This is a genomic window from Desulfosporosinus sp. OT, assembly GCF_000224515.1.
GTDB lineage: Bacteria > Bacillota > Desulfitobacteriia > Desulfitobacteriales > Desulfitobacteriaceae > Desulfosporosinus.
In genome coordinates this window covers 1-14,706 of sequence record NZ_AGAF01000043.1, presented here as the reverse complement: position 1 = coordinate 14,706, position 14,706 = coordinate 1, and the positions used below count along the sequence as shown (strand labels likewise).

13 protein-coding genes and 1 riboswitch are annotated in these 14,706 nt (G+C 42.4%); of the genes, 6 read left to right on the top strand and 7 right to left on the bottom strand.

What is annotated here, in order from left to right; genetic code table 11:
- Positions 1-49 precede the first annotated feature (49 nt).
- A complete protein-coding gene (locus DOT_RS32220; protein ID WP_009614278.1) occupies positions 50-175 on the bottom strand; it encodes a hypothetical protein in 126 nt (41 codons plus the stop codon).
- Between the two features lie 65 nt (positions 176-240).
- Positions 241-801: a peroxiredoxin gene (locus DOT_RS03560; protein WP_139024115.1), complete on the bottom strand. Its 561-nt coding sequence runs from the start codon at positions 799-801 to the stop codon at positions 241-243.
- Positions 802-1,078: 277 nt separating this feature from the next.
- Positions 1,079-1,204, top strand: a riboswitch (SAM riboswitch).
- A gap of 220 nt (positions 1,205-1,424) precedes the next feature.
- Here DOT_RS03560 and DOT_RS03550 point away from each other — a divergent pair.
- The 6 genes from DOT_RS03550 (at position 1,425) to DOT_RS03525 (ending at position 6,899) form a co-directional block, all read left to right on the top strand.
- On the top strand, positions 1,425-2,621 hold the full coding sequence (locus DOT_RS03550) for a homocysteine biosynthesis protein (protein WP_009614272.1): 1,197 nt from the start codon (positions 1,425-1,427) through the stop codon (positions 2,619-2,621).
- Positions 2,622-2,625: 4 nt separating this feature from the next.
- Positions 2,626-3,027 (top strand): NIL domain-containing protein, encoded by a 402-nt coding sequence (locus tag DOT_RS03545; protein ID WP_009614270.1) that lies wholly within the window; start codon positions 2,626-2,628, stop codon positions 3,025-3,027.
- Positions 3,028-3,774 carry a UPF0280 family protein gene (locus DOT_RS03540; RefSeq protein WP_040411143.1) on the top strand — a complete coding sequence of 249 codons (747 nt, stop codon included), beginning with the start codon at positions 3,028-3,030 and terminating at the stop codon, positions 3,772-3,774.
- Between the two features lie 430 nt (positions 3,775-4,204).
- Entirely contained in the window at positions 4,205-5,260 is a 1,056-nt protein-coding gene (locus DOT_RS03535; protein WP_009614266.1) for a DUF6385 domain-containing protein, read from the top strand.
- A 155-nt stretch (positions 5,261-5,415) separates the two neighbouring features.
- Positions 5,416-6,432: a DUF6385 domain-containing protein gene (locus DOT_RS03530; RefSeq protein WP_009614263.1), complete on the top strand. Its 1,017-nt coding sequence runs from the start codon at positions 5,416-5,418 to the stop codon at positions 6,430-6,432.
- Positions 6,433-6,593: 161 nt separating this feature from the next.
- Complete coding sequence (locus tag DOT_RS03525) at positions 6,594-6,899, top strand: hypothetical protein (RefSeq protein ID WP_009614261.1); 306 nt, start codon at positions 6,594-6,596, stop codon at positions 6,897-6,899.
- 449 nt (positions 6,900-7,348) lie between these two features.
- Here DOT_RS03525 and DOT_RS31580 read toward each other — a convergent pair whose 3' ends face one another.
- From DOT_RS31580 to DOT_RS03500, 5 genes are all read right to left on the bottom strand, one after another.
- Complete coding sequence (locus DOT_RS31580; RefSeq protein ID WP_242833763.1) at positions 7,349-7,660, bottom strand: tyrosine-type recombinase/integrase; 312 nt, start codon at positions 7,658-7,660, stop codon at positions 7,349-7,351.
- A 243-nt stretch (positions 7,661-7,903) separates the two neighbouring features.
- Positions 7,904-9,580 (bottom strand): glycosyl transferase, encoded by a 1,677-nt coding sequence (locus tag DOT_RS03515; protein ID WP_009614259.1) that lies wholly within the window; start codon positions 9,578-9,580, stop codon positions 7,904-7,906.
- 26 nt (positions 9,581-9,606) lie between these two features.
- Positions 9,607-10,719 (bottom strand): glycosyltransferase family 2 protein, encoded by a 1,113-nt coding sequence (locus DOT_RS03510; protein WP_009614258.1) that lies wholly within the window; start codon positions 10,717-10,719, stop codon positions 9,607-9,609.
- Positions 10,716-12,473: a glycosyltransferase family 2 protein gene (locus DOT_RS03505; RefSeq protein ID WP_009614257.1), complete on the bottom strand. Its 1,758-nt coding sequence runs from the start codon at positions 12,471-12,473 to the stop codon at positions 10,716-10,718. Before DOT_RS03505 ends, DOT_RS03510 begins: the two co-directional genes overlap by 4 nt.
- Positions 12,457-14,445 carry a TPR domain-containing glycosyltransferase gene (locus DOT_RS03500; protein ID WP_009614256.1) on the bottom strand — a complete coding sequence of 663 codons (1,989 nt, stop codon included), beginning with the start codon at positions 14,443-14,445 and terminating at the stop codon, positions 12,457-12,459. The genes DOT_RS03505 and DOT_RS03500 overlap by 17 nt, the downstream gene beginning before the upstream one ends.
- Between the last annotated feature and the right edge of the window lie 261 nt (positions 14,446-14,706).

The following is a 14,706-nucleotide window of genomic DNA, read 5'->3' as shown; positions in this document are numbered from 1 at the left end:
TTTCTATACTAAAATTCCTGAGGTTTCCCTACGTTTAGGTATATACGCCTCACCCTTTATGCGTTGTTTCTTCATCTCGCCCATAATCCGTTCGCCCGTCCAGATCTGGTTGATGGCTATTAGGTAGCTCTTCGCGTTTGGGAAATGGTCGCTTACTCGGTTTGGGCTGATCCATCGTCTTCCTCCTTCAAGTTGGAATACATTTAGGATACCCTGAGTATTGATAATCATGCTTGGAGATTAAATTTTTCCGGTGAATTTGAAGTCTTTTGAGATTCCCTGCATTCCTGGTTGCCAGTAAGCTGGCACACCTAAACCTGATGCTTCTTCATAAAGTAGTCCCTGAATAATGCGGATAATTTCAGCGATGTTGCGCCCAACTTCCGGAGGATAGAGGCAGGCATATTTCACTTTGCGATCTGCACCAATAACAAAGGTTGCTCGGAATGGAAATCCTAATTCTTCTCTGAGAACACCATATTGATGAGAAATGTCATGGGTACGGTCAGATAGTAGCGGATATTGCACAGTGCGAGCAGAGGGTGATGTTTCTGCAAAGATTTTATGGGAATAGACACTATCAGTACTAATCCCTAAAACCTGGACTCCAAGATTCTGAAACGTCTCATAACGGGCAGCCACGGCCGCCAATTCAGTAGGTCAAACAAATGTAAAATCGCCTGCGTAGAAAAATAAGAGAACCCATTGGTTTTTGAAATCGGTGAGTCGGATTGTCACTTTATTACCTAAGTGGTATGCCTCAGCTTCAAAGTCTGGTGCAAGTTGGGTTGGTCTAATCATACAAAACTCAACCTCCTACGAAAGTCGTTTTCTTTAGATTACGTTATCACGGCTTATCCTGACACTTTTTTATACTAGGGCAGAAAGGATAACCATGGCGGCGCTCTAACTGTTCGGGTCTTGGCTACAGGGACACCCGGCCATCCATGGCCTTGTTCTATCAATGCGACTAAGGCGGCCGCCTTAGCAAGCTTGGCTGTTTTGATATACTAAAATTTCATATTGACATGATATAAGACAGATGTTAGACTCAGCGTAATGAATTGAATACTTTATGCTCTTATCCGGAGTGGTGGAGGGACTAGCCCAATGAAACCCGGCAACCCGCTTTGCACGCTATGTTTTGGCTTGCACAAGCATGGTGCTAATTCTTGCAGAAGAGAATTCTTCTGGCAGATAAGAGGAGTGTCGATTTTCGCGTAATCTTGGCCTCTTCTATCTTGGAAGAGGCCTTTTCTATATTAACCATCAGTAGAAGTTTTGAGTTGATTATTTGAAAGTTTAGTGGCGGTAAGCACCTGGGTAAGTTCAATTAAACTTCAGACTGGAGTTGGAAACTCCATCTGAAGAAAGTTTCTTATGTACCTTTAGAAGAGAGTACAAATTGGGAGGTGGAGAAATTCATGAGTGTTCAAAAGACCTACGCAGAGATCAATGCTAAGATTAAAGCGGGAAAAGCAGTCGTTATGACTGCGGAGGAACTCATTGCGCTGGTGGAGGAAAAAGGTCTCTCCAAAGCAGCTCAAGAAGTCGACGTGGTAACAACTGGAACCTTTGCCCCAATGTGTTCCTCAGGTGCCTTTTTAAGTTTTGGTCACACAAAACCACGGATGAAAATGCAGAAAGTATGGTTAAATGGCGTAGCTGCCTATACGGGCATAGCAGCAGTAGACGCCTTTATTGGAGCAGCTGAATTACAGGAAGATGATCCATTGAATAGTAACTATCCGGGAGAATTCAGGTACGGTGGGGGCCATGTTATTCAAGATCTCGTAGCACGCAAACCAGTTAAATTAAAAGCTTTGGGATATGGTACTGACTGTTACCCACGGCGCAATTTGGAAACCACGATTACATTGGATGAGATCAATGAGGCTATCCTTTATAATCCTAGGAATGCCTATCAGAATTATAATTGTGCTGTAAACTTAACCGATCGTGTTATTTATACGTATATGGGGATGATCAAACCTCATTTAGGGAATGCCAACTATTCTACGTCAGGACAACTGAGCCCGCTTCTAAAGGATCCTCATTTTAAAACGATTGGAGTGGGAACGAAGATCTTTCTCGGCGGTGGCATTGGTTATGTCGCTTGGAACGGTACACAACATTTCCCTTCGATGATGAATATCGAGGGTCAAGAACTTAGCGGGGCAGGAGGGACTCTTGCTGTCACTGGGGATTTGAAGCAAATGAGTCCAAGGTGGCTTGTCGGAACCAGCTTTCTTGGTTATGGTGCAACGCTAAGTGTAGGGATTGGCGTGCCCATCCCAATTCTTAATGAAGAAATCGCCCGGTACGCAGCTTTGAAGGATGAAGAATTATTTGCTCCCGTTGTCGACTATGGGGAAGCGTATCCCTCGTTTACACCGGGTAATCTAGGGTATGTCAGTTATGCAGACCTAAAGAGTGGCAAGATCAAGGTTAATGGCAAGGAAGTTCTCACAGCACCTTTGTCAAGTATGCCTCGGGCTCGTGAGATTGCTTCCACCCTGAAAGAGTGGATTCAAAAAGGTGAATTTGAGCTGACAGAACCTGTCAAGACACTACCCTCACCCGCTGATGGCGTAATCGCCCACAGTTTAAAGGAGGATTGATTTAATGTCACCGAAGAGAATAGTTTTGCGTTTTGGGACAGATAGCTCGGTTAAACCGATTGTTTATCGTTTGGTTAAAGACTACGATTTGGTGGTTAATATTGTAAAAGCTGACGTCAACCCTCAAAAAGAAGGTACGATGGTCTTGGAAGTAAGCGGAGAGCGAAATGAGGAAGGACTAAATTATTTACGCAGTTTGGGGATTTCGGTGCAGGACTTAAACCAAGGAATTGTGCGTAATGAAGAAAAGTGCGTAATGTGTGGAGCGTGTACAGGTATTTGTCCCACGGGTGCTTTATATATGGAACGCCCGTCTATGGAAGTTCACTTTGATGGAGATCAATGCATTGTCTGCTTACTTTGCACAAAAGTTTGCCCCATGCGGGCCATGGAGGTTCGTTTGTAATTGAATTTCACGGAACGCAGTTATCGGCAGCATCACCGCCAGGAGGATCTGGTGCATTTTCAATTGGTTGTTGAGGAAACCGATTTGGATATTGGGGTTCGTAAAGAACGGTTTTCAACTCAACTGGTAGAGTGGGTTGAAGAGACGATTCGAGCTTGTCGCGGGCCACTTGAAGATTATGTCCAGAGAGACCCTGGTTTTGTGAAGGCCTTAACTCCATACCCGGTTCTGTCAGATGCCCCTTTGATAGTTCAGACTATGGCCGAAGCGGGCCGTCTTGCCGGGGTGGGGCCAATGGCCTCCGTTGCTGGAGCGGTGGCAGAGTGGGTTGGGAGAGCGATTGGGAAACGTTCACGTGATGTGATTGTGGAAAACGGCGGAGATATATATATGCGTACTAGTCGTATTCGTAAGGTTGGGATCTTTGCAGGAGATTCACCACTCACTAATCGTGTTGCAATTGAGATTCGACCCGACCAAACCCCATTGGGGATTTGCACTTCATCCGGTAAAGTGGGGCATTCCTTGAGCTTCGGCAAAGCCGATGCTGTTGTAGTGCTCTCTCCTTCAGTGGCCTTAGCGGATGCAGTAGCAACGGCCTGTGGGAACCTTATTCTGACAGTTGACGATTTGGAAAGAACTCTTGAATTTGCATCAAAGATCACAGGGGTTACTGGGGTACTGCTCATTAAAGACGATCGTTTGGCAGTTCAAGGTAGTGTAAAGTTAATTCCAATGAAAAATTAATAATCGCCGTTATTCTAAAAGGAATGTGGTTATGACGCCCACGTATCAAAGGGAAGGAATTAGCATCTAGTTAATTCCTTCCCTTAAACTTTCTGATAAAAAGAGAAACCTCCCCGTCGGGAGGTTTAAGTTTTTGCGCTAATGTCTTTAGTTTCTTTAGATAACTTGTACAAGACAAATTTAGCACGAATTGTGACGAGATTCAATGCCCAGTTTTTGGGATAATATGAGAGTAATAGGAAGTATGTGTCGAAATCAAAAGAAAATTACAAATAACTAGTTTTTATACATTAATTTAATTAAAAAAAAGCCTTGAAATGGAATGAATTATTTGCATAGTTGTATTCATAAGAGTGCTATTTTTAGAGTTTAATAGATAGGATAAGTTGACAGCGCACTGTTAATAACTCGATGGTGGAGGTCTATAAAGATGGAAAGAGCTCTTAAAGAGAAGTTCAATGGCGTACAAAACGGAGATTTTCTCATAGAAAGTAAAGCCCACCCGAGTTTTCCAGAGGGATGGCTTCAAATTGGTGGAAATCATGAAACGAGCTGGAGGTTTAGGCATGAACCTTTGGAAACGCCCGTTGTGGACATTAATAATTCTACAGCTATTAGAGCAGGTATTGTTCAAACACTAGAGGCTTCTCTTAACGTAGAAAATAAATCGGATTGGCAGATATTAATAATCCTAAGAAGTGGTATGCCTGAATTGCAGTCCTATTTACGGATATACCCCATTAGATCAAACGGAGATGCAGCTATGCCTTGGGAATTTTGTTTTAAGCTGGGGGTAGAGCTGGAGCATTTGAAACAAAATATTAGTGCTGGTTCAGATGTTGTGCGCCTGCGTTTGGAAGCAGGAGTATTAGGGGCGGGACATTTATATATATATAAATTAATCGCCTATCCCCTTTCTCCTAACCGTATTAAGAGGCGAGTGAAGAAAGTAAAAAAAGAGATCCAGCCGATTAGTCATATTCAAACTATTGGAGAAATAATTAAGCCGATTCAGCTTGCTATGCCAATTCCCTTGAAGATTCCGGTAACTGTTCAAGCAAAGATTGATGCTGATATACGAAACCTAAATCCGACTCGTGACAGGGTTCAAATTTGCGGAAGTAGTCAAGCTCCTTTAGCCACATCAAGTTGTGGTCGCGCTCAAGTCGAAATCTTTGGCCATGGATTTCATGAAAGCCTTGAAGATGTGACTGCGAAGCAGACAATGTCAGTGACAACAACCCGCGATGTTTCGGCATTGCCGCGCTTTTCTTTTGCAGTTTATAATTTTGGAGCTCTGCCGGCTTATGTACAAGCAGAGCTAAGTCCGGATGGCGTTCATTGGGCGTTAGAGGGTGAGCAAAGAGAAGTCGGTTCCGAAAAGTTAGTTATTGTCTCTCCTGGAGTTTTTCTGCGCTATACTAGGATATCTTATTGGGCGGATGATGTAACAACACTAAGAATTTGGGTTCAGGCGCAAAATTAGTTTTTTAAACATAATATATTAAAAATCTCATTGGGAAGCTATGTAGACGCGTTTCACTTTAAGTTAAATACATATTACGTGTTACACCTTCTTTAGGAAACTTAATTGATTAGAGAAAAGGCATTTATGAACACTTTGATACGAGGTGGATGGAAGTGACTGAAACAAACCAGGTCTATAATAGTCATTTCCTATTAGGTCAAGAATATAATTCGGATTTTCCAGATGGATGGGTTAGAGTGGGAGGAAATAAGGAAACAAAGTGGGAGTGGTGTAGCAATCCAGACGGTCCAAGGTCGATCAAGATTGTTCATCCTTCTGGATCGGGAGCAGGGATCACGCTAGGAAATGATGTCATCATACCTGCAGGAGAAGGGCAGCGATGGGAAATATTAGTTGTTCTTCAGGCAGAACCGATGGGGGTCCCTTGCTATATTCGAGTATATCTTGGAGCGGTGAGCCAAAATTTATTTACTGTGCGACCAGGTTCAGAACCGGAAGCATATACCCGAGTTGTTTCCACGCCTGCAGGAGTGACTGGACTTCGAATTGAGGTTGGGATTCTAGGAGAGGGAATAATTGTAGTTCATGAAATTCAGGGATGGAGGCTCTACCCCAAGCAAGCACTAAAACTTGATGAAAAAGGACAAATATACGTCCGTCACGTCGATTCCATAGGAAAGGTTCAAAGTCCTGTCTCTGTAAGGGTGGTTAGCCCTATTCCTATACCGGTTGATGTAAGAACATCGGCAAAGACCGAACTACGGGATTTGACGCCTACTCATGATGGGGTAAAAATTTACGGGAGTAATGGAAATCCTATTACTTCTACTAGTGATGGTTTAGTAGAAATTATTATGTCAAGAAAAAAGTATATCCATAGCTCAGAAGTGGTTATTGCCTCTAAGGACATTGCTGCATCCGAACCTAAGGATGTTTCTGAGGTAAGTGTATATTCTTTTGCAGTTCATAATATTGGGACAGAAAGAGTGTCAGTACAATTACATATCAGCCCAGATGGAGCAATCTGGGTGCCAGATGATACAGAACGTGAGATATTGCCAGGAGCGCTTGCAGTTATAGTCCCGTGTTGTTTCCTACGTTATGTCTGTATAGTTTGTCGTTCTCAATCCCCCAATCCTCTTCAAGTTTGGTTTCAGGCTCAGTGTTAGGGACTTGTACGACAGAGAACAGACGGGACAAGGGACGGTATTTGGGTTGCTTAGTTATCTCAAGGTTAGAGAAAGGGTTCTTTTGAAAGAACCCTATTAGCCGTGTGGAATATAATGGAATATACAAAGGAGGAAGTTGGAGCTATAGAGGGGAGATTGTTTTGGACGGGCTTGCTTTAGTGTTCTTATTAGCCGTTGTGGTAGAAAAATTAGTTGAGATTTTTAAAGACATTGTTTACTCTATTCCCATGTTCCCAGATAAATTTAGGCCCCTTACTTTGGAAATATTGAGTTTGGCATGTGGAATACTTCTTGCTTTTCAGACCAACATTAATGCTTTTGATCTGCTAAATGTTAAGATCTCAACCCCTATCATTGGTATAGCTACAACTGGATTGGTGATAGGAAAGGGAGCTAACTTCGCGCATGATTTTTTCCAGTCGTTTAGTAAGGTGAAGAAACACTAAGAAGGGGGACTTGTATGACACAGCGCTCAGTCTTACGAAGCAGAGCAAACTACCCGTTCAAGCTACTTTCTTTGGTGAGCGGGGTTCCCGCCAAAAGCGCCATCCTTGGCGCATTGGCGGCAGCGCACGTCCTTGTGCGCTACCCCATGTCGTGCGCCACGCATGGCGATTAACTAGACGATTATGCAAAGTAAATCGCTAAAGCTACCGTGGTTCAAGTGATTCATCATAATTTACTTTGCATAATATCTGGACTACTTAAGATTCGAAAGCCAGTCAAGTAATGCAGCATCTTTATTCCAATCAGGAAGATAACTATCTACTAAATCTGGATAGGCGTTCTCAATAGCCTTGCGTTTCAACTCAGAATCACATTTTGCATAAATCTCGGTGGTTTTAATATCCTCATGCCCGAGAAAGTCTCGGATATAAATAAGGCTAACATCAGTCTATAGCAGGTGCATGCTTTTCGAATGGCAAAACATATGGGGCATCACTTTCTCCGGCACAATAGTAGATATTCTTCTTGCTAAACTAACATACTGAGAAATAATGTAAGCCACGCCTTCCTTTGTGAGCTTGTTACGCTGTTTATTAATAAAGAGAGGATAATCACTTTTCCAGAGTTTATCCAGGGAATTCTCCAGGATATAATGCTCCAATAAAGTAAAAGTGTTTTTCATCAGTGGAACCCTGCGTACCTTATTACCTTTTCCTGTAAGGATAAGTACTGCCGGATTGCTGAGTACAACATCACACACCAATAATGAGGCCTCCTACCCGATTGGGGTTGTTCGCTTTAACGGAAGTTTGCTGATTCTGCTTACGTAAAGACGTCGCGCTCGTGTTATACTGCATCCTGGGCTAGGGAACGGAGGGGACTAAGGACGGTTCTTCTTGCATGCTTTTTTTGCAACAGGGTCTGGGCAAGGCAGCACATTTCATGTGCAGTCGCCTGGTCGATTGAGGGTTCTCGTTTGCATGGCGGTGCGAACAAGTGATATTCAGTTATTTTTCCATGGAACTAGGGTGGGGTTGGGATCGAGGATTGATCGGTATTGTTCCAAATTGCCGTAGGTTCCATGGGGATCAAGCTTTTTATATCTGTAATATTTATCCAAGCGGTCATGGGGTCTGAGCCAGCCCAGGTGTTTTAGGCGAAGAGGGCTTGTTCCTCCGCGTAGGTCAATAACGTTTTTGGGAAATCTCCCGCAATGTTGGGGGGTTTCTTGCCATTCGGCACGAAATTTGGGAATATAGCGAACTATAAAAGGCCGATACCATTTGTGGGCTTGCCAAAGCAGATCATCTCGGTAGTGGGTTTCTGTCCACATGTCAAAGAGACGAAAAGAATAGTAATCGATATTTGAAGATTGTGCTAAAAGCTCTCGCAGCTGTTTCGGAGCGTTTTGTTCGAACATTTCATCTGCGTCTAAAATGATTATCCATTCTGGCTGCGTACTAATGGCCATTTCCCAAAGTTGCTTTCGTAGAAGTATTTCGTTATGAAACAGAGGTTCCTTATTCGAATGGAGAGTTAAAGGAATTCGTTGAAGTATCTCTTGGCATAGCAGAGTGGTATTATCCTGACTGGCATCGTCTAAGATAACGGCATGGTCAATGTACTCGGTAGCCTGTTTTAGTACCATTTCTATGTGGCGGCCAGATTCATTGCGGACTAGCATTGCAAGAGTAATTTTACCTAAATTTGGGGTAGATCCCTTCTCGCCATTCATATCTGCTGGGACACTTGACCATCCATGGCCAGAGTATAAAGAGCAACCAGAGTCTTCCGCCAGCGCCTGCAGCTGACAGAATGAATAATCCGTGCGAAGACAGTGTCTGCAAGAAGGGCTAATACGTGCGAAGACAGTGTCTTCGTGGACGCAAGCCAGGTTTTCTTTATACTCTTGCAGTTTTTCAAGTTCTGACTCTCGATAAATATGAAAAGGTGGGTAATGCGTGTCTGCATAAAGCTCTAGTCCTAAGGCTGCAGCCCGAACACAGAAATGACGGTCTTCACCGGTAAATCCTAAATTGTATATTTCTTGAAATGATACTCCTCGTTCTAGGGCAGTGCGACTAATGAGTGTACAGGCACCTAAACCGCCGACTTTATAGGTTCCTGGATGGGAAAGCATTTTAATAAATTCTTTGGTCCGTTTGTTCATTTCCTCTTCACTAAGAGCTTCCCCTCTGCTCGACACATACAATGTGTACTGATCCCTTATCCAGACCTGAGGAAGAGGGATCAGTTTGGGATTCCAACGTGTCCAATAAACTTCGGATACAATATCCTTATTTAGAGAAAGCAAATGGGGTAGGGTATTGGGATCTAGGTAGAGATCGGAGTCGACGAGAAATAGGTAATCGTACCCTTCGTCGAGGGCTATTTTAATAAAGTAATCTTTATAGCGAGCAACCTTCCAAATTAAATCTTCATGCCAATAATGGGTTGACTCGTCACAATGGTAATCTCCCTCGGTTGCACCAGGGAAAACTCGAACATTCTGTCGTTCCAAGGCAAAGCGGGAAAGCAGAGTGTGGTCATTATGGTCATCAATAAAGGTAAAATCAAGCTCAACTTGGCTAGCCTTTAAGTGGGAAAGTGAATCTAAAAATTCAGATAGAATTTTTTCCTTTTGTTTAACTGGACTAGCTATGAGAACTTTATGCTTCATGTCTTCTCGACTCCCTTCATGGAAAACTATTTTCGCTGGATAAAGAATAAGAAGGCTTCTTTCAAAGCACCATTAATTTTGTTCTTGGCTTTGGAATGCATAGGCTCTAGCGCTTGTCTCTTTAGCGCTAAACTACAGAATTGGATTTCCTTAAGGGCGAGTGTTAAAAAGGTATAGGAAATATTCTTTGCATTATCCGAATTAGACTTACTCGTTCTAGTCCCTAAAATCTCTAGGAGATGGTTGAAATCCTCAGCTGCTTCATGGTAATTCGCTTGTGAAAGGTAAGCGTTTCCTCTAAGAAAAAGGAAATCCGATTGGTCTGGGTACATAACCATAGCTTGACTTAAAAAGTCAATTAATTTGATTGTTTCCTCAAGACGGAGATAGCCAAACGCTATATTGTGGAGAATATCTTCAAAATAACCCTCGTTACCTGACATGCGAGTTATAGCTTTTGTAAGGTGTTGTAGTCCTTCGGTTATAAAGTCCCGTTGGTAGTATTCGAGCCCAAGGCAGTAGTGGAGAAACGGATTGCTTGGATTCTTATCTAGTTCCTCGAAAAGGATATTACAATTTCGAGAAAATTTTTCTTTAGATTGTAAACGATTGCTTAGGTAACCAAAGTGATTAAGAGTGAGAAGGGCAGAAGCTAAACTACTGCCGTTATTTGCTCTCAGAATAGAAGGGGCTATCTGTTCATGGATTGCGCCCTCAAATTGGTAAATTGGCCTATTTCGAAATAAACGCACAACTTCATCGTAGGATTCACCCAAGGTTGGGCCAAGAATATTTTTAATGCGCAGAAAATACCCTTCAATATGGACATTGTTTAAGAGTTTGTTGAAGATTTCAGGGACAATTGGTTCAAGAACTTCATCTGCGTCTAGGAATAAGATCCAATCAGAGGAGGCTTGTTTTAGGGCGAAGTTCCTAGCCAACGAGAAATCTGCCGTCCAATCTAATTTAAATAGTTTTGCTCCCGCTGCTAGAGCCAATTGGGGAGTGCTGTCGATACTCCCCGTATCAATAATAATAACCTCATCTGTTAAATCTTGGACGCTTTGGATTGCGGCTAGAAGGCAGTCTTCTTCATCTTTAACGATCATGCATAGGCTTACAGTCTCTTTGGTCTTCATAGTTTATCCATCCAGCTGTTCCCAAACTTAGCAATAAGGCGGTCATTGAGACCCTGTACCCGTTGGTTATAATCATTAAACAACAGTTCAAAACCTTTTTCTGAAGATTTAATAAGAGTCTCTAGGGCTTGGTTCCAGGCCTCAACTAGCGGATCGTAAGACATTATATGAGATCGATAGCGCTTACAGTCAAGAAGCATTTCGGTATTAGTGGCTAAGGTTTCTTTACCCCGTACTCTAAGTGGACATGGCGGAATGGTTTGCTTTTGCATCAGCCTGATCAAGCAAAGGAAAATGTGTGCTTCACACCGGGTCGGTTGATTTTTCCAAAGCATGATTGCCGAGGATTTAGCTTTAGGAAAATCACCTAGTAGAATAAGCGCAACAATCGATAGTGCTTGCGCAGATGGGTAACAAGAGCTCTTCGTTGGAATTTGGTTTAAAGACTCAAATCCAGTGTTTGCTCTTCCGGAATAGATACAATATTTGCCATAGAAAAAGAGGAACCGTTCATCACCTTGGAAACAATCTTTATGGTTTTCCAAACAGAGATAGGCTTGTGCCACATGATCCGCAAGGAAAAATAAATCTGCAGTGGTAAGGCAGAAAAGGGCGTCATCGAAGTAGTCGCGATCTTCTAGATATTGATAACAGTAAGCGGCTCCTTCCTCACTAAGCAAGATCAAAAAGAGATTATATAGGGGGTAAGGAAATCTTGGGTTAAGTTCAAGAGCGGTTTCATAAGCTTCTCTAGCTTCAAAGGTTTCCCCGACCTTTTCATAACAAAAGCCTAGGTGATAGTAAGCTAAGAAACTTTCGGACCCTGTTAGATGGCTGAATAAAGCGGGTGGTTTACCGCAATTAATAGCGTGGTTAAACCACTTTAAAGCAACATGGTATTCTTCCTTTTCTTCGAGGAGAAGTCCACCCAGATAAAAGATATCGGTAAAGTTGGGGTAGTGCAGGCTTGTTTCGAGACAAAGGGAGAGCGCTTCATCAAGACGACCTAAAGCTCTTAAGCATACGAGGAGATACTTTAGAGTAGGTGCACGAAAAAGCAGCTGATCATCGCTTAGTCTGGAATAGGCTTTTTGCAAGTAAGGCAGAGCATAACCAGCCTTACCAAGCATGAGCCACTCCACACCAAAATAATAATGTAGGAAGGGGTTATGAGGGTCGTCTTGTAGAGCTTTTTTGAGCAGGTGAAGGTTGCGGTTTCTTTTTTGATGTCGTAGCTTTAAGGGTAATAATTTATGCTTTAAAATGGGCTCCACGGCAAGCCCGACTTTTTGTTGGTCTTGGATCGTGACCTGTTCATGAATCTTACCGAAATATTTATAGTTCCCGTTATTTCTGAACAATCTGAGCACATAAAATGAATTATATTCTTCCGTTGAATCTAAAATCGGATTAAGAAGAGGAAGTAAGAAAGCTTCTTTGTCGTTTTCTTTAGCTATTAAGGAGTGAAAGCTAAACGAAGCTTGGCACTGAACTTCCTCGTCGGCATCCAATGCCAAGATCCAATCACCTGAAGCGTGTTCAATGGCAAAGTTTCGGGCGTCACTAAAATTGTTGTGCCATGGATAGGTAAAAACATTTGAGGTATAACGCTGAGCGATATTTAAAGTATCATCAGTAGACCCTGTATCAATAATGATTATTTCATCAACTTTATCTTTAACGCTTTCCAGGCAATTGGCTAAATGAGCGGACTCATTTCTTACGATCATAGTGAGGCTAATCCGTTCCTTCATGTTTGGATGAAACCTCCCTTGCCAACTTCTGAAAAATATTGTTTTCCGGGTATTTTGCTAAGGCTTCCTTCAGAATGTTTTGTCGCCAAGCGGTATAAAGGTTGATAAGACGAATATAGGAGCGAGGCCTATCCGGATCTAATTGGAGGTCATGTTTATAATATTGCTCTGCATCAGTAAGCCGTCCAAGGTGGGAATAGATTTCTGCAAGTTGGAAATAAGCTTCAGACGATTGATTTCTTTCAATAACTGCTTGCAAAAATGGAATTGCGCTGCTTTCCTCATCATAATCTATAAATATTTGGGCAATCTTCAGGTTGTAATCGGTCAAGCATTCCGCTTGCAGCGCATGTAAGAAATACATAGCTCGCTTGATTTCCTGCATGGCGACCAAGCGTTGGACAATATCAAGCAAAAGTAACATTCCTTCTGAACCTAAAAAAATTTGAGGGTGAGGTGCAATTTCCTCTGAATAGGTTAGAAATAGGGAGATTACATTTTCAGTATCCTGAGCTAATCCGAGAGAATGAAGCTCATTCCAAAGGGCGCGTACTTTCGGGGATTTGTCCTGAAGCCAGAAGTAAAACAGCCTATTTACTGTGGCGATAGGGTATTCAGAGTTTCCAGGGATGAACTCTTCAAGGAGTCTTAATGCTTCAAAGAATCGCCTTTCCTGAATGAGGCAGATCCCTTTTCGCAGTTTGATATCGGTTGAAACTGGAAAGCCGACTTCTGCTTGGTCGAAATAGTGTAAGGCCAAACCATAGGCCCCATTTCGATAATATATATCTCCCATAAGGCGATTGGCCTCGGGCGTGCAGAAATCACAAACCTTTTCCAGGCATTCCATCGTATAGGAGGGTTCCTTGGTAGGCTTTAAAATCCTGACAATACTTTCTAAAGAGTGGGTAAAGTGTGCGTTATCGCGCAGGCTATAGAGGTAGTACTTGAGTGCTTCTTCTTCATCCAAAAAGGACTCCGCGATTTGAGCAAGATAATAGTATGATCTAAAGCCCCTGATTCCACCAAAAGAGGCGTAGTGTGGGGGTTGTTCAGGCATGGATAGGGCCTGGAGAAAGGCATTCCGCGCTTGAGCATAATGTTTAAGGTCGAATAGGATGAGACCAGTATAATAGTAAAGATCTGCATAGTAAGGGAAGAGCTTGAGGCCTAGGTCAGCGGATTTGAGAGCTTCATGGAGTTGGGATGAATACTGCTGAGCTATCACAATATAGCGTAAGAGCTTTGGGAGGTAGATTGTATTTGGATCGATATCTGTCGCAGACTGGATGAGGACGGCGGCTGCTTCCACATATCGTTCGGCTCGAAAAAGCTCTACGCCATAATGATATTGAAGTAATCGATTATTAGGATGAAGCCCCAGTTCTTTTTCAATTAACTTTAGGTTACGGTATTTCTTGTCTTTCTCCTCAATTACTTTATCTAAATAACCATGATGAATGATTATTAGCTCTTCTGCGACCTGATAACGGGCCTGGGAGTTCTTTTCCAAGATCACATCGGCAATTTGTTCGTGAATCGCACCACGGAAGCGATATTCCTTTTTGTTGCGGAAGAGCCTAAAGACCAAATCGGGAACAATTTCAATCCAACCTTCTTTTCCAAGGCGATTTAGAATCTTTACAAAATATCCTTCAATATCTATATTTTCAGTTAAGCGGATCAAACTCTCCCGACTATCAGGCGACAACTCTTCATCAGCGTCTAAGAATAATATCCAATCACCATGAGCGAGTTCCAAGGAGGCGTTCCGGGCATCACTGAAATTATCGTTCCAGAGGAAATGATGAATGATAGCACCATACTGGTGAGCAATTTTATACGTTGAGTCAGTTGAACCGGTATCGACGACAATAATTTCATTAACTATACTAGATACGCTATTTAAGCACCGGCTTAGGTTTTGCCCTTCGTTTTTTACAATCATGCACAAACTGATTTTTTCAGCCATAACTTGTTTTGCCTCTCATCTCTTTTTCGTTTCAATAATATATGCATATTAAATTGAAACTTTCAGTCGGGTTAGAGAATAACATGTAGTATGTAATCTGGGTAATTTTGGATAACGGAAGAAGGGAGGCAAAAAAAGAATGGCAAACTTTAAGATTTTTCAGGACAATCCTGATCAGGCAAAGGTTAAGATTTTCGGTAGTAATAATGCCGCGTTAAACACAGATTCCTCAGGTAATCTGACAATTACGTCAACGGGTTT